This is a genomic window from Synechococcus sp. RS9902, assembly GCF_014279635.1.
In the GTDB taxonomy this organism is placed as follows: domain Bacteria; phylum Cyanobacteriota; class Cyanobacteriia; order PCC-6307; family Cyanobiaceae; genus Parasynechococcus.
Map to the genome: position 1 here is coordinate 116,493 of NZ_CP047949.1, position 23,629 is coordinate 140,121.

Annotated in this window: 22 protein-coding genes, 1 tRNA gene and 1 other RNA gene; 11 read left to right on the forward strand and 13 right to left on the reverse strand. The window is 63.0% G+C overall.

Annotation, left to right across the window (positions count from 1 at the left end; all coding sequences use genetic code 11):
- Window positions 1-25: 25 nt before the first annotated feature.
- Genes tkt through acpP form a run of 3 tightly spaced genes read right to left on the reverse strand, consistent with a single transcriptional unit; the run spans window position 26 to window position 3,588 of the window.
- Window positions 26-2,035 (reverse strand): transketolase, encoded by a 2,010-nt coding sequence (tkt, locus tag SynRS9902_RS00615; protein WP_186509591.1) that lies wholly within the window; start codon window positions 2,033-2,035, stop codon window positions 26-28.
- A gap of 54 nt (window positions 2,036-2,089) precedes the next feature.
- On the reverse strand, window positions 2,090-3,337 hold the full coding sequence (fabF, locus tag SynRS9902_RS00620; RefSeq protein WP_186509592.1) for a beta-ketoacyl-ACP synthase II: 1,248 nt from the start codon (window positions 3,335-3,337) through the stop codon (window positions 2,090-2,092).
- Between the two features lie 8 nt (window positions 3,338-3,345).
- Window positions 3,346-3,588, reverse strand: coding sequence for an acyl carrier protein (gene acpP, locus SynRS9902_RS00625; RefSeq protein ID WP_186510468.1), 243 nt, complete (start codon window positions 3,586-3,588; stop codon window positions 3,346-3,348).
- Window positions 3,589-3,734: 146 nt separating this feature from the next.
- Between acpP and psaC the strand changes: the two genes are divergently transcribed.
- Window positions 3,735-3,980, forward strand: a complete 246-nt coding sequence (gene psaC / locus SynRS9902_RS00630; RefSeq protein ID WP_006850103.1) for a photosystem I iron-sulfur center protein PsaC — start codon at window positions 3,735-3,737, stop codon at window positions 3,978-3,980.
- Between the two features lie 54 nt (window positions 3,981-4,034).
- Window positions 4,035-5,924 (forward strand): glutamine--fructose-6-phosphate transaminase (isomerizing), encoded by a 1,890-nt coding sequence (gene glmS, locus SynRS9902_RS00635; RefSeq protein ID WP_186509593.1) that lies wholly within the window; start codon window positions 4,035-4,037, stop codon window positions 5,922-5,924.
- A gap of 3 nt (window positions 5,925-5,927) precedes the next feature.
- On the opposite strand, the gene SynRS9902_RS00640 is transcribed toward glmS, so the two are convergent.
- Window positions 5,928-7,388: a mannose-1-phosphate guanylyltransferase/mannose-6-phosphate isomerase gene (locus SynRS9902_RS00640; RefSeq protein ID WP_186509594.1), complete on the reverse strand. Its 1,461-nt coding sequence runs from the start codon at window positions 7,386-7,388 to the stop codon at window positions 5,928-5,930.
- 70 nt (window positions 7,389-7,458) lie between these two features.
- A complete protein-coding gene (gene rimM, locus SynRS9902_RS00645) occupies window positions 7,459-7,992 on the reverse strand; it encodes a ribosome maturation factor RimM (protein ID WP_186510469.1) in 534 nt (177 codons plus the stop codon).
- A 55-nt stretch (window positions 7,993-8,047) separates the two neighbouring features.
- Between rimM and SynRS9902_RS00650 the strand changes: the two genes are divergently transcribed.
- Both SynRS9902_RS00650 and SynRS9902_RS00655 read left to right on the forward strand, forming a co-directional pair.
- On the forward strand, window positions 8,048-8,233 hold the full coding sequence (locus tag SynRS9902_RS00650; protein WP_114988059.1) for an NAD(P)H dehydrogenase subunit NdhS: 186 nt from the start codon (window positions 8,048-8,050) through the stop codon (window positions 8,231-8,233).
- Window positions 8,234-8,237: 4 nt separating this feature from the next.
- Entirely contained in the window at window positions 8,238-9,065 is an 828-nt protein-coding gene (locus SynRS9902_RS00655) for an ion transporter (protein ID WP_186509595.1), read from the forward strand.
- On the opposite strand, the gene rnc is transcribed toward SynRS9902_RS00655, so the two are convergent.
- Together rnc and rnpB are read right to left on the reverse strand one after the other, a co-directional pair.
- Window positions 9,023-9,748 (reverse strand): ribonuclease III, encoded by a 726-nt coding sequence (gene rnc / locus SynRS9902_RS00660; protein WP_186509596.1) that lies wholly within the window; start codon window positions 9,746-9,748, stop codon window positions 9,023-9,025. The two genes, SynRS9902_RS00655 and rnc, sit on opposite strands and share 43 nt — an antisense overlap.
- A gap of 27 nt (window positions 9,749-9,775) precedes the next feature.
- Window positions 9,776-10,166: RNase P RNA component class A (rnpB, locus tag SynRS9902_RS00665), an RNA gene on the reverse strand.
- Window positions 10,167-10,204: 38 nt separating this feature from the next.
- Between rnpB and SynRS9902_RS00670 the strand changes: the two genes are divergently transcribed.
- From SynRS9902_RS00670 to SynRS9902_RS00680, 3 genes are all read left to right on the forward strand, one after another.
- Window positions 10,205-10,278: transfer RNA gene (locus SynRS9902_RS00670), tRNA-Arg, on the forward strand.
- 93 nt (window positions 10,279-10,371) lie between these two features.
- Complete coding sequence (locus tag SynRS9902_RS00675) at window positions 10,372-10,698, forward strand: hypothetical protein (protein WP_025362017.1); 327 nt, start codon at window positions 10,372-10,374, stop codon at window positions 10,696-10,698.
- Between the two features lie 37 nt (window positions 10,699-10,735).
- Complete coding sequence (locus tag SynRS9902_RS00680) at window positions 10,736-11,203, forward strand: hypothetical protein (RefSeq protein WP_186509597.1); 468 nt, start codon at window positions 10,736-10,738, stop codon at window positions 11,201-11,203.
- A gap of 60 nt (window positions 11,204-11,263) precedes the next feature.
- Here the strand turns inward: SynRS9902_RS00680 and SynRS9902_RS00685 are convergent, their stop codons facing one another.
- On the reverse strand, window positions 11,264-13,786 hold the full coding sequence (locus SynRS9902_RS00685) for a glycogen/starch/alpha-glucan phosphorylase (RefSeq protein WP_186509598.1): 2,523 nt from the start codon (window positions 13,784-13,786) through the stop codon (window positions 11,264-11,266).
- A 211-nt stretch (window positions 13,787-13,997) separates the two neighbouring features.
- On the opposite strand from SynRS9902_RS00685, the gene SynRS9902_RS00690 reads away from it, so the two are divergent.
- A complete protein-coding gene (locus tag SynRS9902_RS00690) occupies window positions 13,998-15,374 on the forward strand; it encodes a cation:proton antiporter (protein WP_186509599.1) in 1,377 nt (458 codons plus the stop codon).
- Window position 15,375: 1 nt separating this feature from the next.
- Here SynRS9902_RS00690 and SynRS9902_RS00695 read toward each other — a convergent pair whose 3' ends face one another.
- A complete protein-coding gene (locus tag SynRS9902_RS00695; protein ID WP_186509600.1) occupies window positions 15,376-15,726 on the reverse strand; it encodes a hypothetical protein in 351 nt (116 codons plus the stop codon).
- Between the two features lie 20 nt (window positions 15,727-15,746).
- Between SynRS9902_RS00695 and SynRS9902_RS00700 the strand changes: the two genes are divergently transcribed.
- Window positions 15,747-16,658 carry an alpha/beta fold hydrolase gene (locus tag SynRS9902_RS00700; RefSeq protein WP_186509601.1) on the forward strand — a complete coding sequence of 304 codons (912 nt, stop codon included), beginning with the start codon at window positions 15,747-15,749 and terminating at the stop codon, window positions 16,656-16,658.
- 26 nt (window positions 16,659-16,684) lie between these two features.
- Complete coding sequence (locus SynRS9902_RS00705) at window positions 16,685-17,539, forward strand: galactose mutarotase (RefSeq protein ID WP_186509602.1); 855 nt, start codon at window positions 16,685-16,687, stop codon at window positions 17,537-17,539.
- Here SynRS9902_RS00705 and SynRS9902_RS00710 read toward each other — a convergent pair.
- On the reverse strand, window positions 17,524-18,675 hold the full coding sequence (locus tag SynRS9902_RS00710) for an FAD-binding oxidoreductase (RefSeq protein WP_186509603.1): 1,152 nt from the start codon (window positions 18,673-18,675) through the stop codon (window positions 17,524-17,526). The two genes, SynRS9902_RS00705 and SynRS9902_RS00710, sit on opposite strands and share 16 nt — an antisense overlap.
- 14 nt (window positions 18,676-18,689) lie before the next feature.
- On the opposite strand from SynRS9902_RS00710, the gene SynRS9902_RS00715 reads away from it, so the two are divergent.
- A complete protein-coding gene (locus tag SynRS9902_RS00715) occupies window positions 18,690-20,036 on the forward strand; it encodes a four-carbon acid sugar kinase family protein (protein WP_186509604.1) in 1,347 nt (448 codons plus the stop codon).
- On the opposite strand, the gene SynRS9902_RS00720 is transcribed toward SynRS9902_RS00715, so the two are convergent.
- The 3 genes from SynRS9902_RS00720 to SynRS9902_RS00730 all read right to left on the reverse strand — a co-directional run bounded on the left by SynRS9902_RS00720 (window position 19,935) and on the right by SynRS9902_RS00730 (window position 23,589).
- Window positions 19,935-21,314 (reverse strand): (Fe-S)-binding protein, encoded by a 1,380-nt coding sequence (locus SynRS9902_RS00720; protein WP_186509605.1) that lies wholly within the window; start codon window positions 21,312-21,314, stop codon window positions 19,935-19,937. The two genes, SynRS9902_RS00715 and SynRS9902_RS00720, sit on opposite strands and share 102 nt — an antisense overlap.
- A 106-nt stretch (window positions 21,315-21,420) precedes the next feature.
- The gene (locus tag SynRS9902_RS00725; RefSeq protein WP_186509606.1) at window positions 21,421-22,143 is read right to left on the reverse strand and encodes a sulfotransferase family 2 domain-containing protein; all 723 of its coding nucleotides are present in this window, start codon (window positions 22,141-22,143) and stop codon (window positions 21,421-21,423) included.
- Window positions 22,144-22,164: 21 nt separating this feature from the next.
- On the reverse strand, window positions 22,165-23,589 hold the full coding sequence (locus SynRS9902_RS00730; RefSeq protein ID WP_186509607.1) for an NADP-dependent isocitrate dehydrogenase: 1,425 nt from the start codon (window positions 23,587-23,589) through the stop codon (window positions 22,165-22,167).
- Window positions 23,590-23,629: the final 40 nt, after the last annotated feature.

Sequence of the window (23,629 nt, forward strand, 5' to 3'; positions counted from 1 at the left end):
CCTTGTTGTTGAAGTGTTCTGGCGATCAGCCGAGCAGAGCCTTGGCTTTGGCTACCACGTTCTCCACCGTGAAGCCGAATTCCTTAAGGCAAGTGCCACCAGGGGCTGATGCACCGAAGCGGTTCATGGTGACGCTATCGCCATCCAGTCCGATGAAACGGTGCCAGCCGAAGGACTCAGCGGCTTCCACCACCATGCGCTTGCGCACGGCATTCGGGAGCACTTCTTCCTTGTAGGCATCGGTCTGCTCGTCGAACAGCTCCACGCAGGGCATGGAGACGACTCGCACCTTCTTGCCTTCGGCGGTGAGTTGCTTGGCAGCCTGCACGCAGAGATCCAGCTCGGTGCCGGTGCCGATCAGGATCAGATCAGGGGTCCCGGCGCAGTCTTCGAGCACGTAACCGCCCAGGGCCACTTTGTCGATCGAGGAGTTGGCCTGGTTGGCCATCCCCTGGCGGCTGAGGCAAAGGGAGCTGGGGCGCTTCCGGTTTTGGATGGCCACCTTGTAGGCACCGCTTGTTTCGTTGCCGTCACCAGGACGGAACACCAGCATGTTCGGCATCGCCCGCAGGGAGGGGATGGTCTCGATCGGCTGGTGGGTGGGGCCGTCTTCGCCGACACCGATGGAGTCGTGGGTCAGCACATAGATCACGCCCAGCTCGCTCAGGGCCGACAGGCGCATCGAGCCGCGCATGTAGTCGGCGAACACCAGGAAAGTGCCGCCGTAGGGAATCAGGCCGCTGTTGTGATACGCGATGCCGTTGAGGATCGCGGCCATGGCGTGCTCACGCACACCGAAGTGCAGGTAGCGCTTTTCAGGGCTGCTGGCCTGATATGAGCCGGTCTCACCCTTGATGTCCGTGTAGTTGGAGTGGGTGAGGTCGGCAGAGCCTCCGATCAGCTCGGGCAGGTTCGGGCCCAGAGCACCCAGGCAGATCTGGGAGTGCTTGCGGGTGGCCAAGCCGCCGTCTTCGGGGGTGTAGGTGGGCAGGTCTTTGTCCCAGCCTTCGGGCAACTCGCCGCGCAGCATCCGCTCGAACTCTGCGGCTTCGCTGGGGTACTTGGTGCGGTAGGTGGCCAGGGTCTGGTTCCACTCGGCCTCGAGGCTGGCTCCGCGGTCGATGGCCTGGCGGAATTGGTCGTAGGCGTCCTGGGGAATTTCGAAGGGGGCGTAGTCCCAACCCAGTTGCTGGCGGGTCAGGGCTGCTTCCTCTTCACCCAGGGCAGCACCGTGAACACCGGCAGTGTCGGCCTTGTTGGGTGATCCGTAGCCGATGGTGGTGGTCACCTTGATGATCGACGGCTTGTCGGTCACGGCCTTGGCGGCTTCGATCGCCTTGGCGATGGCATCCACATCAGTGTTGCCCTCGGCCACGTGCTGCACGTGCCAGCCGTAGGCCTCGTAGCGCTTCAGCACGTCCTCGGTGAAGGACACATCGGTGCGTCCATCAATGGTGATGCTGTTGTCGTCATAGAGAGCAATCAGCTTGCCCAGCTTCAGGTGTCCAGCCAGGGAGGCCGCTTCAGAAGACACACCCTCCTGATTGCAGCCGTCGCCCATGATCACGTAGGTGTAGTGATCCACCACGGTGGCGTCGGCCTTGTTGAACTTGGCCGCCAGGTGGGATTCAGCGATGGCCAGGCCCACAGCGTTGGAAATACCGGCACCCAGGGGGCCGGTGGTCACTTCAACGCCAGGGGTCTCGAAGGTTTCGGGGTGGCCGGGAGTTTTGGAGCCCCACTGGCGGAACTGCTTAATGTCCTCAATGGAGACCGAGTCGTAACCGGTGAGGTGCAGCAGCGCGTACAGCAGCATGCAGCCGTGGCCGGCGGACAGCACGAAGCGGTCGCGGTTGAACCACTTGGGGTTCTTGGGGTTGTGCTTGAGGAACTTGTCCCAGAGGGCGTAACCCATGGGTGCGCAGCCCATCGGCAGGCCGGGGTGGCCGCTGTTGGACTTGTTGATGGCGTCGACAGCCAGCATCCGAATGCTGTTGATGCAGAGCGTGTCGAGAGACGCGGGCGCAGCGACCATGGTGTTAAGAGGAAAAGTTGGAGCGATTTTGACGCACGACGTGAGCGCGGAGGCTCAGCTGGCGCGTTTGAAAGCCAGGCAGACGTTGTGGCCGCCGAAGCCGAAGGAGTTGGACAAGACGGTTCCCAGTGTCTGATCCCGCGCCTCGTTGGGCACGACATCCAGATCACAGTCGGGATCCGGGGTGGTGTAGTTGATAGTGGGGGGCACTACCCCGTGTTGCAGCGCCAGCACGCAGGCCACCGCTTCGATGCCGCCGGAGCCACCCAGCAGGTGACCGGTCATCGATTTGGTGGAGCTCACCGGGATCTGCAAGGCCTGTTCGCCCAGGGCACTCTTGATGGCTGAGGTTTCGTTCTTGTCGTTCGCCGGGGTGCTGGTGCCGTGGGCGTTGACGTAGTCGATCTCGGACGGATCAATGCCGCCATCGGCGAGGGCCAGGCGCATGGCTTCGGCACCGCCGACGCCGCCGGGGGTGGGGGAAGTGATGTGGTGGGCGTCGCAGGTCATCCCGTAACCCACCACTTCGCCGAGGATCGTGGCGCCACGGGCCTGGGCATGCTCGAGGGTTTCGAGCACCAATACCCCAGCACCTTCCCCGATCACGAAGCCGTCGCGCTCTTTGTCGAACGGACGGCTGGCCGTGGCCGGGTCGTCATTGCGGAATGACAGGGCCTTGGCGCTGGCGAAGCCGGCCACCCCAAGGGGAGTGATCGCTGATTCGGCGCCACCGCACACCATGGCGTCGGCTTTGCCCAGCTGCAGCAGCCGGAAGGCATCGCCAACGGCATTGGAGCCAGCAGCACAGGCGGTGGCCACTGCGGAGCTGGGACCCTTGGTACCCAGGGCAATGGCGGCAAGGCCTGTGGCCATGTTGGGGATCATCATCGGCACCGTGAACGGACTCACCCGTCCAGGGCCTTTGGCTTCCAAGACATGGGCCTGTGTCTCCATCGTCAGCAGACCGCCGACGCCGGAGCCGATTATCGTGCCGATCCGATCCGCATTTGCGTCGTTGATCTCAAGGCCGGCATGGGCCACAGCCTGCTTGGCTGCCACCACGCCGAACTTGCAGAACCGATCCCAGCGCTTTGCTTCCTTCGGTTCGATGAAGCCGGACGGATCGAAATCCTTCACCTCCGCCGCAAAGCGGCAGGCGTGTGCGGATGCATCGAACAGGGTAATGGCATCAACTCCGTTGCTGCCGGAGGTGAGGCCGTTCCAGTAGTCCTGAACCGTGTTGCCGATCGGTGTGACCGCGCCGAGGCCGGTGATGACGACGCGATGGAGACCATCCATCATTGCGTTGCTCAGGCCTGCTTGTCTTCGATGTATTTGACGGCGTCACCAACGGTGGTGATGCCTTCAGCTGCTTCGTCGGGAATCTCGATGTCAAAGGCCTCTTCAAGGGCCATCACGAGTTCCACGGTGGCCAGAGAATCAGCTCCCAGATCATTCTGGAAGTTGGATTCGGGCTTCACTTCGCCGGAGTCAACACTCAGTTGCTCCGCAACGATTGAGCGCACCTTTTCGAGAATCGCTTCCTGGGACATAGCCGTGGCAACGGGACGCTGCATCTTACGGGCACGCCTTCGTGGTCCCTTTCTCAACGACCGCGCCGTTAACAACGGTGACGGCCTGGTCATGGACCGGCGAAGGACGGGTACGTTTGCCGCAAGCCTTCGAATGCATCGGGCACATGTCCCACGCCGTCAAGATCTACGACACCTGCATCGGCTGCACCCAGTGTGTGCGTGCCTGCCCTCTCGACGTGCTTGAGATGGTGCCCTGGGACGGCTGCAAGGCCGGCCAAATTGCCTCCTCGCCCCGCACCGAAGACTGCGTAGGTTGCAAGCGCTGCGAAACCGCCTGCCCCACCGACTTCCTCAGCATCCGCGTTTACCTGGGAGACGAGACCACGCGCTCCATGGGTCTGGCCTACTGATTTCCCCCATTTCACCTCATAAGCTCGGCCCGGCTTCAGCCGGGCTTTTTTTGTATGTGCGGAATCGTTGCCCTGGTGGGTTCCCGAGAAGCGGCACCCCAGCTCCTGGAGGGTCTCCGGCAGCTGGAGTACCGCGGTTACGACTCCGCAGGGATCGCCACGGTGGCAGCCCAGGGGCAGCTCACCTGCTTACGGGCCAAGGGCAAGCTGCTCAACCTCACTGCCTGTTTTGAAGCCGAGGGCGCCCCTGGGCAATGCGGCATTGGCCACACCCGCTGGGCGACCCATGGCAAACCGGAAGAGCGCAATGCCCATCCACACCGCAGCAGCGATGGGGCTGTGGCTGTGGTGCAGAACGGTATTATTGAGAACCACCGGGCCCTGCGGGAGCAACTGGAGGCTTCCGGGGTTGTCCTCCAGTCGGAGACCGACACCGAGGTGATTCCCCATCTGCTGGCGGCAGAACTGCAGCAGCTGCAAGCTGCGGGTGGAACCCCTGGCGGTGGGCTGTTGCTGCAGGCCCTGCAGCGGGTGCTGCCCAAGCTGCAGGGGGCCTATGCCCTGGCCGTGATCTGGGATCAGGCGCCGGGGGCTTTGGTGGTGGCCCGCAAGTCGGCCCCGCTGTTGATCGGCTTGGGGGAAGGCGAATTCCTCTGTGCCAGCGACACGCCGGCCCTGGCGGGCTTCACCCGCACGATCCTTCCCATGGAAGACGGCGAGGTGGCCTTGCTCTCACCTCTGGGGGTGGAGCTCTACGACGCCGCGGGGGTGCGCCAGCAACGCATGCCCACCCAGCTCAGCGGTGTGGCCCACGTGGCCGACAAGCGTGAGTTCCGTCACTTCATGCTCAAGGAAATCCATGAGCAACCGGAGACCGCAGAGCTGTGGGTGGCGCGTCACCTGCCTCAGGGACTGCCGGCGGAGCTGCCGGTGGCGCTGCCGATGGACGATGCCTTTTACGCCGGGATTGAGCGGATTCAGATCCTGGCCTGCGGCACCAGCCGCCATGCCGCGATGGTGGGTGCCTACTTGCTGGAGCAGTTCGCTGGGATACCCACGTCGGTGCACTACGCCAGTGAATTCCGCTATGCGCCGCCTCCGCTGGCCCCCCACACCCTCACCATCGGCGTGACTCAATCTGGTGAAACGGCAGACACACTTGCGGCTCTGGCCATGGAGGCGGAACGGCGCTTGGCCCATGGAGATCCAGCTTTTGCCCCCCGCCAGCTGGGGGTGACCAATCGTCCGGAAAGCTCCCTCTCACGTCAGGTGTCCCACATCCTCGACATCGGGGCTGGTATTGAAGTCGGAGTGGCGGCCACCAAGACGTTCCTCGGCCAGCTCCTGGCCTTCTATGGCTTGGCCATGGCCTTTGCGGCCCGCCGTGGTGCTCGCCCCGCTGCTGAGATCAAGGCTCTGGTAGACGAACTGCGCGGTCTGCCCCAGCAGTTGCGCCAGCTGGTGGATCTGCACGACCAGCGCTCCGAAGCCTTGGCCCCTCGCTTTGCCGACACCCAGGATGTGATCTTCCTGGGCCGGGGAATCAATTATCCGATCGCCCTGGAGGGGGCATTGAAACTCAAGGAGATCAGCTACATCCATGCCGAGGGCTACCCGGCCGGGGAGATGAAGCATGGTCCGATCGCCCTGCTTGATTCCCGGGTGCCGGTGGTGTCGATCGCTGTCCCCGGCGTGGTCTTCGAGAAGGTGCTCAGTAATGCGCAGGAGGCCAAGGCTCGCGACGCCCAGCTGATCGGTGTGGCGCCCCAGGGGCCCGACACCGATTTGTTTGATCAACTGCTGCCGGTGCCCTCTGTGAGCGAGTGGGTCAGCCCTCTGCTCACCGTGGTGCCGATGCAGTTGCTGAGCTATCACATCGCAGCTCATCGCGGCCTGGATGTGGATCAGCCCCGCAATCTGGCCAAGAGCGTCACGGTGGAGTGAGCCTCAGCTGGGGCTGAGGCTGAGATCGCTACGGCCATAGCAGTCCTGGAAACGAACGATGTCGTCTTCGCCGAGGTACTCGCCGCTTTGCACCTCAATCAGCTCCACGGGGATTTTCCCTGGATTTGACAGGCGGTGCTTGCAGCCCAGGGGGATGTAAGTGCTCTGGTTCTCACCCAGCAGTTGCTCTTCTCCATCCCGTTCGACGATGGCTGTTCCGCGCACCACAATCCAGTGTTCGGCCCGGTGGTGATGCATTTGCAGCGACAGGCTGGCGCCGGGTTTCACGGAGATTCGCTTCACCTGCCAGCGGCTGTCCTCCACCACACCCGTGTAAGAGCCCCATGGCCTGTAGATCTTCCGGTGGGCCTTGCCCTCCGGGCTGCCTTCGGCCTCTAGCTGCTTCACCACGGTTTTGATCTCTTGCGCTTTCGAGCGGTCCGCAATCAACACGGCATCGTCGGTTTCCACCACCACCAGGTTCTCCACCCCCAGCCCCACCACCAAGCGGTGTTCGCTGCGCAGGTAGCAGTCGCGGCTGCCTTCGGCGATCACATGGCCCTGCAGCACGTTGCCTTGAGAATCCCGCTGTTCTGAGGTTTCCCAGAGCGCGCTCCAGCTGCCCACATCGCTCCAGCCCGCATCCAGCGGCAGCACACTGCCCAATTCCGTTTTCTCCATCACGGCCACGTCAATGGCCACGTTGGGACACTTGGCGAAGGCCTCCCGCTCCAGCCGATGGAATTCCAGGTCGGCCGTGTCTTGCTCCAGTGCTGCCCGGCAGCAGCTCACCACTTCCGGGGCCAGTCGCTCCAATTCCGCCAGCATGGCGCTGGCGCGGAACAGGAACATGCCGCTGTTCCAGGTGAAGCGGCCGGTGGCCAGGAATTGCTCTGCTGTGGCCTGATCGGGCTTCTCCACGAACCGCTTGATCGGCACATGGGCCGGTCCCCCAAGGGAGAAGGGTTCGCTGGCTTCGATGTAGCCGTAACCGGTTTCCGGAGCCGTTGGCACGATCCCGAAGGTCACCAGACGTCCCTCTTCGGCGGGTTGGCGGCCAGCGTCGATGGCCTGGCGGAACTGGGCGGCATCGCGGATCAGATGATCTGCCGCCAGCACCAGTAGCAGCGGGTCCTCGCCGTTGCTCGTGGCCTGCAGTGCGGCCACGGTCACCGCCGGAGCGGTGTTGCGGCCCATCGGTTCCAGCAGAATTGCGTTCGGCTCGACTCCGATCTGCCGCATCTGTTCGGCCACGATGAAGCGGTGGTCTTCATTGCAGATCAGCAGGGGGGCCGCCAGGGCATCAAGGCCATGGAGCCGCTGTTGGGTCTGTTGCAGCAACGTGGCCTCCCCCTCTCCGCTCAACGGCCAGTACTGCTTGGGGTAACTCGCCCGTGACAGCGGCCAAAGCCTTGTGCCGGTGCCTCCGCAAAGGATCACAGGGATCAGCGGTGTGGAGCCCATCACGTCCTGAGAGCGGTGACCCAGAATCGCTTGCCCTATGGGGTTCTGTCGATGCCCCGAGAGAGATCTGTCAGAGCTCCAACAGGCCTGGTGGTGGGGTGAGCAGCAGCCAGCCCTCCTCCAATTGCACTTCGGGCACGATTGCCTCCACGAAGGGAATCAGTAGCTTGCGGCCCTCCGATGTGGTGATTTCCAGCAGGTCGTTGCCGCCGCTGATCAGATCGCTCACGGTGCCAACGGCAGGGCCATCGGCCGCGAGCCGTGCCTCCAGGCCCAGCAGATCGAGCAGGTGAAATTCCCCCTCGTCCAATTCGGGCCGGTCATCCGCTGACACCAGCAGTTCATGGCCCACAAGGGTTTCGGCGGCGCTGCGGTTGTCTATCCCTTCAAGCCGCACTACAAAAAGCGACTTGCCGGGCAGTTGCCGGCCCTTCTTGAGTTGGATTTCCATCGGCTCACCCCCCTTGCGACTGCGCAGCCAGCGCGGCCCCGGCGCCGTGAATCGCTCGGGGAAATCACTGGCGGGATTCACCCGCAGTTCCCCTTGCAGCCCCTGGACCCCCACGATCTTGCCGACGCTGAGCCACTCATTGCTCTCAGCCATGCCATCCGTCGCGCACTCTGCCGATAATGGCGCCAGAACAGTCCGCGAACGAGCCATGGCGCCTGCAACCGCTCCGATCCTCCCTGGCTCCACCGTCACCGTGGCGGATGCCACCTCGATCTACAACGGCTACACGGGCTTTGTGCAGCGAATCAGCGGCGACCGTGCGGCCGTTTTGTTCGAAGGTGGCAACTGGGACAAGTTGGTGACCCTGCGGTTGAAGGACCTCCAGCCGGCCTGAGGCGATGGAGAAAGACCGAAGCCTGCGACAAAGGCTGCAGTCCACGGTGCTGGAAGCCAGCACCTCGGCGGGCAAGGCCTACAACGCTGTCATTTTCGGGGCGATTCTGCTGAGTGTTCTGGCCCTACTGCTGGAACCCGACCCCCTGGGCAACTCAGCCCTGCGCCAAACCAATGTGCCCTGGATCGATCTGGTTCAGAACGTTTGCTTGGCGGTGTTTGCGGCGGATTTTGTTCTTCATCTGGTCTTGGTGGAGAAGCCTCGCCGTTACCTGTTCAGCTTCACCGGACTGATTGACGCCTCGGCAGTCCTGTTTTTCTTCGTGCCGCAGGTGCGCAGTGAGTTGCTGCTCTGGGTGTTCAAGTTCGGCCGCATCCTGCGGGTGTTCAAGCTGCTCAAGTTCATCGATGAAGCCCGCGTGCTGGGGCAGGCCCTGCGGGGAAGTGCCCGCACCATCGGCGTCTTTTTGTTCTTCGTCTTCCTGCTGCAGGTGGTGCTCGGCTACAGCATTTTTGTGATCGAGAGTGCCCGGCCCGACTCCCAGTTCCAGACGGTGGCGAGCGGCGTCTACTGGGCGATCGTCACCATGACCACCGTTGGTTACGGCGATGTTGTCCCCCAGACGGAACTGGGGCGGCTGTTGGCCTCAGTGGTGATGCTCTTGGGTTTCGGCATCATTGCCATTCCCACAGGGATCCTGACGGTGTCGGGGGTGCGCCATCACCAGCAGCGGTCGGCTGAGCTGGTCTGCAGCAGCTGCGGGCGTCAGGGGCACCGCAGGGATTCCCGTCACTGCGATGCCTGCGGTGCGTCGCTGCCTTCCAGGGCCTGAAGAGCGGCTTTTGCCGCGTTCTGTTCGGCCTCCTTGCGGGATCGGCCTTTGGCCTCCGCCAGGTCTCGGCCTTGGATGCTCACCCGGCAGCGAAAGCGTTCGGGGTCGCCGTGCTGGCGGCTGCATTCTTCGGTGGCGTAGCTGGGCAGTCCCAGCCCCTGGCCCTGGCTCCACTCCTGCAGGGCTGTTTTGCCGCCGAACTGATGGGGAGTCGCCAGCACTGCCTGGGCGGTGGTGCACCAGTGGGGGGTGAGCCAGCGGTGAATCGCTTCAACGTTGCCGAGGGCGCTGTACAACGCACCGATCAGAGCTTCGGTGGCATCGGCCCGCAGCCTGGATTCGGCGGAACGATCCCCCTGGGCGTGCCGCCCCAGCAGCAGATGCTGTTCGATGCCAAGTGCTCCACCCACGTCCGCCAGCCAGCGATCGCTTACCAGCTGAGCCCTCAGGTTGGAGCAGGCACCCACCGCCAGATCGGCGTGGTGGCGATCAATGAATTCGGTGGCAGCGAGCCGCAGCACCGCATCACCAAGGAACTCCAGCCGTTCCAGGTTGGGGTCCCGGCCGCTCGACACGTGGGTGAGGGCCTGATCCACCAGGGCGAGTAGCTCAGAGTTGATGGGGATCTCAGCGTCGAGCTGCTGGATGAAGTCAGTGAGCTCTGCGGCGCGGGATGGATCCATCAGGACTCCTGAGCAACGCTGAAGAAGGGGTGAAAGCAGGACATAAGCCGGGTTCTGTTCACGCCCCACAGAGGTTCGTCTGCGGAGGGTGGGTGGCTATCTATCTGGGACCGCCGTTGCCGACGGCCTCGAGCGGCGCGTTCAAACGGAACGGGGCCAATGGCCAGCCGTCGTTCCTTGGCCTTGCTCCCAGCCGGGGTTTACCGAGCCAGCACCTCTCGATGCTGCTGGTGCGCTCTTACCGCACCTTTGCACCCTTGCCTGTGCCGGCGAACCGGCCATCGGCGGTGTGTTTCTGTGGCACTCTCCTCACGGTCACCCGCACTGGGCGTTACCCAGCAAGCCTGGCCATCAGGGAGCCCGGACTTTCCTCAGCCGACACTCAAAGAGATCGGCCGCAACCACCTCGCCTGCTTTCAGATCTCATCATGCCTCGTGGGCATAATTCAGAGGTCTGGGGCTGTAGCTCAGCTGGATAGAGCGACGGTTTCCTAAACCGTAGGTCGTGGGTTCGAGTCCCGCCAGCCCCGTGAGACTTACTCAAGAGGTAGTGAGCGCTACATCTGGTGGGGTGTTCAGATCGTTCACCACCGCTAGGGTTGGTACAACCGGGTTTGGGTGCCATGACCCAGCTTCACGATCTCCGTCTGCGGCTGTTGGTGCAGCAGGAAAGTGAGCGGATTGCGGAATCCCAGCCCACGGATCTGGATTTATCCGTGGTGCAGGCCCGCTGCCTGTGTTGGCTTGCTCTCCTGGCGGAAGCCCACGAAGACCAGGCCAGTGACGCGGAACGTCGCGGCGATACGGAACAGGCCATGGGCTGGTTCGCCGATTCGATGCGGCTGCGGGATGTGATCGGTGTGGTGTCCTCCATTGAGATCCCTCTGCCTGACACCGCTGGTGAGGATGGCCCCCAGGCCGAGGAGGATCTGGGGCCTCAGGCGGCTTGATCGGTGGCATAGTGGGGAATGACCGCGAGGGACTGCATTGCCGGAAGAGCCCTGCCAGTGCCCGGATTGCCAACGGTTTTACCGGGAGCATGACCGGCTGATCCGGGAGTCCCCCACGCTTCGTCAGCAGCAGGAGCTCAACTGGGCAGCACTCCAGTCGTTCCGCACCCTGTCGGGCCGGGTGCTCGAGGATCTGCAGAAGCAGCACGGGTCCCGCCCGACCGCCGATCCAGCCGCCTCGAAGCCTGCGGCATCCGGCGCGCCTGTGCCGGAAGAATCAGGTGATGGCATCCAGCAGGCCATTGCCGATCTGGAGAACATCAACGCCCATCTGTTCTCGATCGAGGCGTTGATGGAGCGGGTGTTTGATGTGCGCGTCCCGGAAGAAATCGAGCAGAAGTTCCGCGAACTGGCCGGTGAGCTGGCTCCTGATCCTTTGAATGTGGACCGTCTGCGGCTCAACCGCCTGTTGCATCAGACGCCTGATCTGCCTGATCGGAGCTGAAGCACTGCATCTTGGTTCCAAGCCCTGGACAGGATCCAGGGCTTTTTTTTGTGGCTGTTTTCAGCGCACGTCGCAGGTGATCTCCACGTTGAGAGGATCCACGGCCCAGATGTTCCTGCAGTATTCGCCGATGGAACGGTCGGAGGAGAAGAACCCGGTGCGGGCCGTGTTCAGCAGCGACATCCGATTCCAGTGCATCCGGTCGCTCCAGGCACGGCTCACCGCCTCCTGGGCCCGCAGGTAGTCGGCGTAGTCGGCCATCACAAAGAAGGGGTCGTTGCCGGTGAGGTTGTCGAGCAGGGGGCGGAACAGTTCGCCGTCGCCGTTGCTGAAGTGCCCCATCTCGATCAGCCGCAGGGCCTCCTGCAGTTCCGGCAGTGCGGCGATCACATCGCCAGGGCGGTAACCGTCCTGCTGCAGAGCCGTGATCTCTTCCACCGTCTTGCCGAACAGGAAGAAGTTTTCGCTTCCCACCAGCTCGCGGATCTCAACATTGGCCCCATCAAGGGTGCCGATGGTGAGGGCGCCATTCATGGCGAACTTCATGTTGCCGGTGCCGGAGGCTTCCTTGCCGGCGGTGGAGATCTGTTCGGAGAGGTCGGAGGCGGGATACACCTGCTCCCCCAGTTTCACGTTGTAATCCGGCAGGAACACCACCCGCAGCAGGCCATCCATGTCGGGATCGGCATTGATGGTGTCCGCGATGCCGTTGAGGAAGCGGATGATCAGCTTCGCCATGTAGTAGCCGGGAGCGGCCTTGCCGCCGAAGATCACGGTGCGGGGCGCCATGCCGTCGGTCTGGCCGTTCTTGATCCGCAGGTACTGGGTGATCACCTGCAGGGCATTGAGGTGCTGGCGCTTGTACTCGTGGATGCGCTTCACCTGCACGTCGAACAGGCTGGCGGGATCCACCAACACACCGGTGTTGCGGTGGATGTAGGTGGCCAGCTTGCGCTTCACCGACAATTTGGTGTTGCCCCAGAGCTCGAGGAAGCCCTGGTCGTTCTGCCGCTCCTCCAGCTTGCGCAGGCTCTCCATGTTGGAGATCCAGTCGGGCCCAACGTGCTGATCCAGCAGAGCCGACATCTCGGGGTTGGCCAGGGCGACCCAGCGGCGCGGGGTGACGCCATTGGTGACGTTGGTGAATTTCTCCGGCCACAGCGCCGCGAACTCAGGCAGCAGGTCGGTTTTCACCAGATCGGAGTGCAGCGCAGCCACACCGTTCACATGGTGGGCACCGATTGTGGCCAGGTGGGCCATGCGCACGGCCTTGCTGCCCTCTTCATCGATGATCGAGAGCTTGCGCTGGATCGCGTCGTTGCCGGGGTAGCGCAGCCTCACCTGCTGCAGGAAGCGTCGGTTGATCTCGTAGATCAGCTCCAGATGGCGCGGCAGCAGGCTGCTGAACAGGTTGAGGTCCCACTTCTCAAGCGCTTCGGGCAGCAGGGTGTGGTTGGTGTAGGCCACGGAGCGGGAGGTGATGTCCCAGGCCCGGTCCCACTCCAGATGCCGATCGTCAATTAGCAGTCGCATCAGCTCCGCCACGGCGATGGCCGGGTGGGTGTCGTTGAGCTGAACCGTCCAGTAGTTGGGGAAGTCCTCGACGGACAGTCCGCGGTTGTCGAGGCTGCGCAGCATGTCCTGCAGCGAGCAGCTGACGAAGAAGTGCTGCTGCTTCAGGCGCAGACGCCGGCCTTCGTCGGTGCCGTCGTTGGGGTACAGCACCTTGGAGAGGGTTTCGCTGCCCACCTTTTCCTCAACGGCGCCGTAGTAGTCGCCGATGTTGAAGGCATAGAAGTCGAAGCTTTCGGTGGCATCGGCACGCCAGAGCCGCAGCCGGTCGCAGATGTTCACCCGATAGCCCAGCACCGGCACGTCATGGGGAATGCCGATGGCGTGTTCCGCCGGGATCCAGCGGGAGCGGTAGTTGCCTTTGTCGTCGATGTAGCTCTCGGTGCGACCGCCGAAGCCCACGAAGCAGGCCTCATCGGGCTGGGGCAGTTCCCAGGGCCAGCCGCCCTTGAGCCATTTGTCGGTGATCTCGACCTGCCAGCCATCGCGGATCAGCTGATCGAAGATGCCGAACTCGTAGCGGATGCCGTAGCCGGTGGCCGGGATCTTCAGGCTGGCCAGCGATTCCATGTAGCAGGCCGCCAGACGGCCGAGGCCTCCATTGCCCAGACCCGGTTCCTCCTCCACATCCAGGATCTGCTGCAACGACTCGATGCCGAAATTCTTCAGGGCCTCTTCGGCTTCCTTCTGAATTCCCAGATTCAGCAGGTTGCTGTGGAGCTGCGGGCCGATCAGAAATTCCGCTGACAGGTAGGCCACCGATTTCTGCGGGCGGGCCCGCATCGCTTCGGTGGTGGCCAGGTAGCGCATCATCAGCCGATCACGCACCGCATAACTCAGGGCCATGTAGAGGTCATGGCGGCTGGCGGTGGGGGCGAGCTTGCCGAGCGTGAAGAACAGGTGTTCCGTCATGCCGTCGAACACGCTCTTGGCATCGAGGCCGGCTCGTTCTGGGTCGTTGTGACAGCCGGGGGTCGGCAGACGCAGATCGAACGGTTGTGACGTGGTCATGGGGGTTCAGCGAGCCATGGAGCGTGGAATCACCGTCAGGCCAGGGGTGCTCGGAGCCCAACTCAATGAATTACCCGGACCGTAGCCATCACAACTGGGGCTGCCTGAAAAAAAGCGCTTAATACAGCATTCCCGGTCAATTGGGATCATCCAGCGAACAGTTCAGCGGCGGAATCACCATTAAGGTTCGGCGTGAGACATGCCCGGCTTGATGCTGCTGCCCACTCTGCTGAGCGAAATCAGCAGTCACGACCTCGAATTGGCGGAAACGCTGATCGGCGTCCTTCGCTTCATGCTGATCTTCGTGGCGGCCCGCACCCTTGCTGAGGTGCTGGTGCGCTTTGAGCTCCCCACGATTCTTGGGGAACTCCTCGCTGGCGTGCTGATTGGTGCCTCTGGCCTTCACCTTCTGGTGCCGCCAGAGACCCAGGTGCAACTTTCCGGAGCGTTCTCCGAGGTGGTGGCCGGCCTTTCGCATGTGCCGGTGGAGGAGATTCCAGTCCTTTACAACGAGAGCTTTGGCGCCTTGCAGTCGGTGGCCACGCTGGGGCTTTATTCCCTGCTCTTCCTCACGGGTCTTGAAAGTGAGCTGGAAGAACTGATGGCGGTGGGGGCTCAGGCCTTCAGCGTCGCCGTGGTCGGCGTGGTGCTGCCCTTCGCCCTCGGCACCCTTGGCTTGATGGCGATCTTCCACGTGGATGCGATCCCTGCCATCTTCGCGGGTGCCTCGATGACCGCCACCAGCATTGGCATTACCGCCAGCGTTTTCGGTGAACTTGGCTACCTGCGCACCCGAGAAGGCCAGATCGTGATCGGTGCCGCCGTGCTCGACGACATCCTCGGCATCGTCATTCTGGCCATCGTGGTGTCCCTGGCGGCCGGCGGCAGCCTGGAGATCGGGCCCATCGTTCAGCTGGTGGTGGCGGCCGTTCTGTTTGTGGTGGTGGCCTTGTTGTTGAGCCAAAAGGCTGCCCCCGCCTTCGACTGGGTGATTGATCAGCTCAAGGCTCCCGGCGCCAAGCTGATCGGCTCCTATTTGCTGCTGGCCGTCAGCTGTTTTGTCGCTTCTGCCATTGGTCTGGAGGCTGCACTCGGGGCCTTCGCCGCTGGTTTGATCGCCAGCACCTCCAAGCATCGCCACGAGATTCAGGCGGCGGTCACCCCCATCGTTGGCTTGTTCGCCACCGTCTTCTTCGTGTTGGTGGGTGCCGGTATGGACCTCTCAGTGATCAACCCCTCTGATCCGGGGGCCCGTTCCGCCCTGGTGGTGGCAGCGTTCCTGTTTGTGGTGGCGATCATCGGCAAGGTGGCTGCCGGCTGGGCCATCTTCAGCAAGGAAAAGACCAACAACCTGGTGGTTGGGCTGGGAATGATGCCCCGCGGCGAAGTTGGCCTGATCTTCCTGGGCCTGGGCACCGCTTCTGGGCTGCTCAGCCCTGGCCTTGAGGCGGCGATTCTGCTGATGGTGATCGGCACCACGTTCCTGGCGCCAGTGCTGTTGCGCATCGTCCTCAAAGACAAGCCCCCTGAAGACGGCAATCAGGTTCCCGATGAATTCGCTGCCGATCCCCTGGCGGGTGCCTCCTGAATCAGTCGTCTTTTCCGGCATTGGCGAGGACGATCAGAACACTCCAGCCCACGGCCAAAACACCAAGGCTGGAGGCCCAGCTCGGACCCAGGACCCAACTGAATCCGAGCTGGGTGACAACGCCCACGACGAGGGCCAGCAGCAGGCTGCTGATCACCAGCACCGGTTGACGCACCGCTTCGGGAAGACCACCCTCCTCCAGGCTGGATTCCAACGTGCTGAGCGGTGCGCTCAGCGGCACGTAAAGAGCGATGGCCCAGAGCAAAGCTCCGCGCCAGACGGATGCGTCCGCCAGCGGTCCGCCCATCACCTCGTAGCTCACCATCCAGGCCGCTTCAGTGCTGCTTAGCATCGCGTCCCTCGCAGCCGGCTGTGGATCGCGTCACTTGGAGCCATCTCGGCCACGCCGTGCACACGGTGCAGCAGCATCCCGAGCAGGACAGCACCGATCATCCGGCGCTTCTGTTGGTGCATGGTTTCGGAGCATCCACCGATCACTGGCGTCACAACATTCCCGTGTTGGCCCAGACCCACGCCGTGCATGCGATTGATCTGCTGGGCTTCGGCAGAAGTGCCAAGCCGGCGGGTCTCAATTACGGGGGTGCCCTGTGGCGCGAACAACTGGTGGCCTATGTGCGCGAGCGGATCGGCCGCCCGACGGTGATCGCCGGCAATTCCCTCGGTGGTTTTGCTGCCCTTGCTGCCGGGGCCGCGTTGGGATCGGACTGTGCGGGAGTCGTGCTGCTCAATGCCGCCGGTCCCTTCAGTGATGAGCAGAAACCGCCGCAAGGCTGGGGCGCCATCGCCCGTCAGAGCATCGGCACGGCCCTGCTGAAAAGTCCGGTGCTGCAGCGGTTGCTGTTCGAGAACCTGCGCCGACCCGCCACGATCCGCCGCACCCTCAATCAGGTGTACGTCGATAAGACCAACGTCGACGATTGGTTGGTGGAGTCGATTCGGCGCCCCTCCCTGGATCCCGGCGCCTTCGGGGTGTTCCGCACGGTCTTCGATATCCCCCGCGGTCAGCCCCTCGATGAGCTTTTCGCGGAACTGACGGCGCCGCTGTTGCTTCTCTGGGGCATTCGTGATCCCTGGATCAACGCCCCCGGTCGCCGCTCCACCTTCCAGCGCCATGCTCCGGAGGCCACCACTGAGGTGGTTCTGGAGGCCGGGCACTGCCCCCACGATGAGGTGCCGGATCAGGTGAATGCGGCGTTGCTGCAATGGCTGGAGAGCCTGAAGTCGGCTGCGGCACCGACAAATGCGGATCTGCTGGCTAAGTGAATGAATGAGCCACCCCGCATCGGCGGATGCCCATGACCCTCACCCAGCAGTCGGCCCCCTACGCCCACTGGGACTTTGTGCATCCCAGCAGCGGTGATCGGTTGCGAATCATTCCTGAGCGGGGTGGTCTGGTGAGTGGTTGGTCTTGCGGGGGACGGGAGATCCTGTATTTCGATCAAGAGCGTTACGCCGATCCCAGCAAAAGCATTCGCGGCGGCATTCCGGTGTTGTTTCCGATCTGCGGCAATCTGCCCGGAGATGTGCTGCCTGTGGATGGCGTCGACCATCCCCTCAAGCAGCACGGCTTCGCCCGGGACCTTCCCTGGCAGCTTCAGTTGCTGGAGGATCAGAGCGGTGTGTGCCTCAGCCTCTCCAGCACCGACGAAACGTTGAAGGCCTATCCCTTCCCCTTTCGTTTGGAGATGGAGCTGCGCCCGGTGGCCTCGGCCTTGGAGATCTCAATCACGGTGCACAACTGCGGTGATGCCGCCATGCCGTTCAGTTTTGGCCTGCACCCGTACTTCAACGTGAGCGATCTGGCCCAGACCCGCCTCACGGGTCTGGCGGAGTGCTGCCTCAACCATCTGGAGATGGCGGAGGCCGCTACCGCCGATCAGCTCAAGCGGCTGCCCGAAGGGGTGGATTTCCTCTGCCGGCCTGCGGGTCCTGTCAGCCTGATCGACGATGCCACCGGCGTGACGCTGGAGCTGCAGCATCAGGCACCGCTGGACCTCAGCGTGGTTTGGACCGAGCCCCCGCGGCCAATGGTTTGTCTGGAACCCTGGACCGGTCCGCGGCAGGCCCTGGTGAGCGGTGATCGAAAACTGGTGCTCGAGCCCGGGACGAAGCAGACCCTGGACTGTCGCTACAGCGTCTCCTGATTCACCCCCGGCAGGCGGCCGCGGCTGAGCTGCTGCTTGGGGTCGAACTGGCGTTTCACCGCTTCGATCAGCGGTCGGGAAGGACGGTCAAGCCAGACCGGCACGGTTGACCCAGCCACGGGTTTTAACAGCGTCAATTCGCCGCCGAGGCGGATCACGCTGCGGCGCAGCGCCTCCAGCTGGTGATCCGGTGTTGTTGCATCGCACCAGCCATCACCGCAGCCGGCTCCTGCGGCCAGTTCCCAGGTCCATGGTTGGAGGGCCTTCATCGCCTCATCCCGCAACAACCGGTGCAACTGGGCCGGCGGTAGCACCAGCCGCACCAGCTGCGCAGAGGGGCTGGCATCGAAGGGTGTGGTGAGGGCATCGGAACAAGGCTGGCGTTCGGCGCTGAGCTGCTGGTTTAGCGCCAACGCCTCGAGCTGCTTCAGCTGATCGTCTACAGCCTGCTCCGACACGCTGCTCACCACCAGACGCAGCCGCCAGGCACCATCGCCGCCGTTGATCCAGTCACAGCGTTCCGGCGTCAGGCTGGAGCGCAGCAATTCGCTGCGAAAGGCCTCCTGGGCCTTCAGGTCGCCTTCCACAAATAGGCCGCTCCGGGCGGGCCGCAGCGGTTGCAGCCGCAGGGTGAGTTCGGTGATCAGCGCCAGGCTGCCCCAGCTGCCGCAGAGCAGCCGCATCAGGTCGTAGCCCGCCACGTTCTTCACCACCCGCCCACCGGCATGGGCTTCGACGCCATCCGCCCGCAACAGGCCGATGCCAATGATCTGATCGCGCACCCCCAGATGGCGCTGCCGCAGTCCCCCCGCCAGTCCACGGGCCACCAGGCCGCCGATGCTTCCGGGAGCGCCGGCCCGGGGCCAGTCAATGGGCAGCCATTGCCCCTGCTCCGCCAGCAGACCCTGCAGGTCCTGCAATGGCATGCCGGCTTCCACCGTGATGGTCAGATCGTCCACGGCATGGTCGATCACCCGGTTGAGCTGCCGGCAGGAGAGCACCTCATGGCGGGGATCCAGCGGCGGACCCCAGTCCAGGCGTGTGCCCAGTCCACTGGGACTCCAGGGGGTGCCGCTCTGGTGCCACTGGCGCACCAGATCAATCAGAGCACTGCGGCTGGCGGGGGAATGGCTCACGGCACGATGGTGCCATGAAGGTTGTGGTCATTGACGACGATCCCACCGGCTCGCAGACGGTGCACAGCTGCCCGCTGCTGCTGCGCTGGGATGTCGACACCCTGCGCCAGGGGCTTCGTCATGGGTCTCCGCTGTTGTTTCTGTTGGCCGACACTCGGGCGCTGATGCCCATGGATGCTGCGGAACGCAACCGCGGTATTGCTGTGGCCTTGGATCAGGCGCTGCAGCGGGAGGGATTGGCCCGTGATCAGGTGCTGCTGGTGAGTCGTGGGGATTCGACCTTGCGCGGTCATGGGGTGCTGGAGCCTGAGGTTTTGCAGGCGGCCTTCGGACCCTTTGATGCCACCTTCCATGTTCCAGCCTTCTTGGAAGGGGGCCGCACCACTGTGAACGGCGTGCATCTCCTCCACGGGGAACCGGTGCACACCACGCCGTTTGCTCAGGATCGGCTGTTCGGTTTCAGCAGCAGTGATCTGGCCCGCTGGTTGGAGGAGAAAAGTGATGGGTCCATTGCCGCGGCGTCGGTGCAGCGCATCAGCGGCCGGGAGCTTGATGCCGCCTGCGCTGCGGGGCTGCCGCTGTTGATTGAGCGTCTGCGTGGGCTCCAGGGCAATGCCTCTGTGGTGGTGGATGCCGAGCGCCAGGAGCAGCTCACCGCTTTGGCCGCAGCGGTGCGCGCCCTGCAAGGGCAGAAACGCTTTCTGTTCCGTTCCGCCGCCAGCATGGTGAAGGCCCTGGCGGATCCAGGCCCGCCGCCGCTTGATCCCAAGGGCTTAGCGGGGTTGCGACGGTTGGCTGACGATGGAACGCCTCTGCCGGGCCTGGTGATGGTGGGCTCCCACGTGCCCTTGGCGGATCAGCAGCTGGAGCTGTTGCTGCAGGAATCGGGTTGCCAAGGGGTTGAACTGTCGGTGCCGCGCATCGCCCGGGTGCTGGAGGGGCCGACACCCGATCTGTTGCTGGCGGATCTTGAGCGGGTCTGGTCGCAGCAGCTGCGGGCACTGCTGGATCAAGGTCTGACGCCGGTGTTGTTCACCAGCCGCGGTGAGCTGCGTTGTGCTTCCGAACAGGAGGGCCGGCGCTTGTCCTGCGCTCTGGCCGAGTTGATGGGGCGACTCGCGTCAGCCCTGGCTCCTGATCTGGGCTATCTGCTCAGCAAAGGTGGCATCACCACCCAGACGCTGCTGGCCCGGGGTCTGGCCCTCGAGTCGGTGCAGCTGGAAGGGCAGCTGCTGCCGGGTCTGTCGTTGGTGTGTCCTTCAGCGGGGCCCTTCAGCGGACTGCCGATTCTCACCTTCCCCGGCAATCTCGGCGTTGCTGGCACGTTGAGGGATGCCTGGCAGCGGATGGAGGCCGGCTGAGGCGGCCAGCAGTTCCATCGGATGCTGCACCCGGGCCCGATCTCCCAGGTGGCGCCGCAGTTGCAGGGTGCAACCGATGTTGGCGCTGGCCACCCATGCAGCGCCGGTGCCGCTGAGGTCGTCGGCCTTGATCCGGCCCAGTTCAGCGGCTTCCTCCGGTTGCACCAGGTTGTAGATGCCGGCACTGCCGCAGCAGACCCCAGCCTCGGCCGCTTCTCGCATCTGGATGCCAGGAATGGCGCGCAGCAGCTGGCGGGGCTGGGCCTGGATTCCCTGGCCGTGAATCATGTGGCAGGCGTCATGCATGGCCACCACGCCTTGTAGAGGTTGCAGTTGGGCGCGGAATGTCTCCAGAAGGCCGCGGTCTGCCAGGAATTCCTGCACATCCAGCACCGGAGCGCGGAAGGCAGCGTCGCCGTTCAGCAGCTCGCCGTAGGCCTTCATCGTGTGGCCACAGCCCGAAGCAGCCACCAGCACGGCATCCAGCTCTCCTTGGATCGCGTTCATGCTGCGGACGAGATCCGTCGCCAATTGGCGGGTGAGTTCCAGCTCTCCCTGGTGATGGCTCACCGCCCCGCAACATCCCTGGTCCGGTGGAATCACCACCTCAAATCCGTTGGCTTGCAGCACTTTCACCGTTGCGCTGCTGACGTTGGGGTCGAAGCAGCGTTGCACGCAGCCCAGCAACAGCGCCACGCGGCCGCGGCGTTCCCCGCTGGCGGGGTTGATCTGGGGCAGTCGGTCGTTGAAGCTCTCCGGCGCTAGGGGCGGCAGAAGTTGTTCCATCGCTTCGATTTCCGGCCCGAACAGACGAGTAAGCCCGGAGCGGCGGGCTAGCTGTTGCATCGGTGTGCCGGCGTAGGCCCGTAGGGGTTGCAGCAGAGCCCGCAGGCGCTTGGGGTAGGGCAGCACCTGCAGCAGCAGCTTGCGGAAGCTGGTTTGCCAACTGCTGCGCTGGTTGGTCTGATTCAGCTTGGGCCGGGTGGCTTCGATCAGCTGGTCGTAGCGGACTCCTGAAGGACACGCCGAAACACAGGCGTAACAGCCCAGGCAGGTGTCGAAATGGCTGGCCACCGTGGCATCCAGCTCCAGTTCACCGGCTTCGATCGCCCGTAGCGCGTGAATACGGCCGCGGGGAGAGTCCATCTCACTGGCCAGCACCCGATAGCTGGCACAGGTGGGCAGGCAGAAGCCGCAGTGCACGCAGGGGTCGGCAGCGCCGGGTGGCAGACCGGGAAGGGGGCTGGTCGCAGGCTCGGCAGGTGCTGGCTGGCTCATGGGCAGAGTCTGGATTTATCGGCTTTCGGACGGCTGGTTATGACAAAAAATCGTTGCTTGCCTGTGGTTGGCTTTTGCATTGAAGTGAATTTGTTTTTTTGGTTTTTTAGAATCGGTATTTTCCCCATTCAATTTCTTGAGCAAAAATGCGCTCGATGTTATTTCTTTGGCTGGAATTGAGTAAGTCTTTGTAGGGTCTTTTATCGGTGCGCAAGTTCGACTTGGCTCTTGGGAGTTGTGGATTTCCGGTCAGGTTGAGGTCGTTGAAAATGCTCTCGACCGTTTCCTGGAGATTTTCGTACCGATACAGGCGCTTCACAAGAATTGTTCCTTGATCGCTGTAGATCGATCGGCATGAACTTGCGAACTTGTCGAGCATTCCGCCTTCGATGAAGGTGTCCAAGTCGAGGGACTGCAGTCTCTGGTCTTTTTTGAGTTCAAAAAACTGGGAAAGAGCGTGGTCCCATGGGTTTCGAATGAAGCAGAAGCTGTAATAGCTCTCGAACGTCGATGCACTGATGTAGTTCTTGTCGAGAGCGGTTGTTGCTTCAATGTGCGTGTGCAGCCCAATGGATTTGAGATAGCGGCTGACACCTTTTTTCTGTATCTTGCATTTTGCTTTGATGGCAAAATAATTTAGTTTGTTCCACCAGGGAATGAAGTTTGTGGGCCCCTGATAGCCAAGCTCCTTGCGAATTTTTTCGTCTCGGCCTAGGGGCGTAATCACATCATTGTGATTGCAGCTGCTCGACAACGCAATGGCTGTTGATGTTGATGCTGTTTTTCGGTTGGCAAAAAATATGAACTTCTTCGAGTGATTGATGATCACGGATGGCCTGCTGGTGAGTGTTTAGAAACGGGCGATGACCGCTTCGGCAAAACCGCTGCAGCTCACTGGATCCACTTGGGGCTCCATCAGTCGGGCCAGGTCGTAGGTGACCTGCTTGTCTGCGATGGCGGCACTGAGGCCCTTGGTCACCAGATCAGCAGCTTCCTGCCAGCCGAGGAACTCCAGCATCATCACGCCGCTGAGGATCACTGAGCCCGGGTTGATCCGATCGAGGCCGGCGTGTTTCGGGGCGGTGCCATGGGTGGCTTCGAAGATGGCGGCGTTCTCGCCGATGTTGGCGCCGGGGGCCATGCCCAGGCCACCGACCATCGCAGCGGCGGCATCGGAGATGTAGTCGCCGTTGAGATTGAGCGTGGCGAGGATCGAATACTCCTGGGGGCGGGTCTGGATTTGCTGGAAAATGCTGTCGGCGATGCGGTCATCCACCAGCACCATCTCCTTCCACTTGCCGCCCCCGTGGCTGCTGCCGATGGCGTCGATCACCGCCTGGACCTCGGCATCAATTTCAGCCTTTTTCTCTGGGGTCAGGCTGTCGTAACCGGGCTCGATCATCCTGGCGTTGGCCTGAATGCTCAGGTTGGGATCCTTCTCGAGGTTGCCGAGAATCCAGCTTTCCCGCTCGGTGATGCACACGTCGCGGAATTCTGTGGTGGCCAGCTCGTAGCCCCAGTCGCGGAAGGCTCCTTCCGTGAACTTCATGATGTTGCCCTTGTGCACAAGGGTCACATGGCGCTTATCGCCCTGAAGACGCAGGGCGTGCTGGATCGCCTTGCGGATGTGGCGCTGGCTGCCAGCTTTGCTCACCGGCTTGATGCCGATGCCGGAACCCTCGGGGATCTGACGCTTGCCCAGCTTGCCGTTGGCTGGGATGACCACCTCGTTGAGATGCTTCCGCAGCTCTTGGCCGACGGCGTCATCGGCTTCCCATTCCACCCCCATGTAGATGTCTTCGGTGTTCTCCCGGTAGACGATCACGTCCAGATCCTGGGGACGCTTGTGGGGGCTTGGGGTGCCCTCGTAGTAGCGGCAGGGACGCACGCAGGAATACAGGTCAAAGATCTGGCGCAGGGCCACGTTCAGTGAACGGATGCCACCGCCCACTGGTGTGGTGAGGGGGCCTTTGATGGCCACGCCGTAGGCGCGAATTGCCTCAAGGGTGTCCTCCGGTAGGTATTGGTAGGTGCCGTAGAGGTCGCAGGCTTCATCACCGGCGTAAACCTTGAACCATTCGATGCTTTTGCTGCCGCCGTAGGCCTTGGCCACAGCTGCATCCAGCACCTTCTGCGTTGCGGGCCAGATGTCCACGCCGGTGCCATCCCCTCGGATGAAGGGGATGATCGGGTTGTCGGCCACCACGGGTTGGCCGTTCTCGAAGCGGATCGGTGTGCCCTGGCTGGGGGCGGTGAGCTTCTCGAACTGGGCCATGGCGGTTGGTCGGGCGTCAGCAGCCCGAGCCTATGACTGA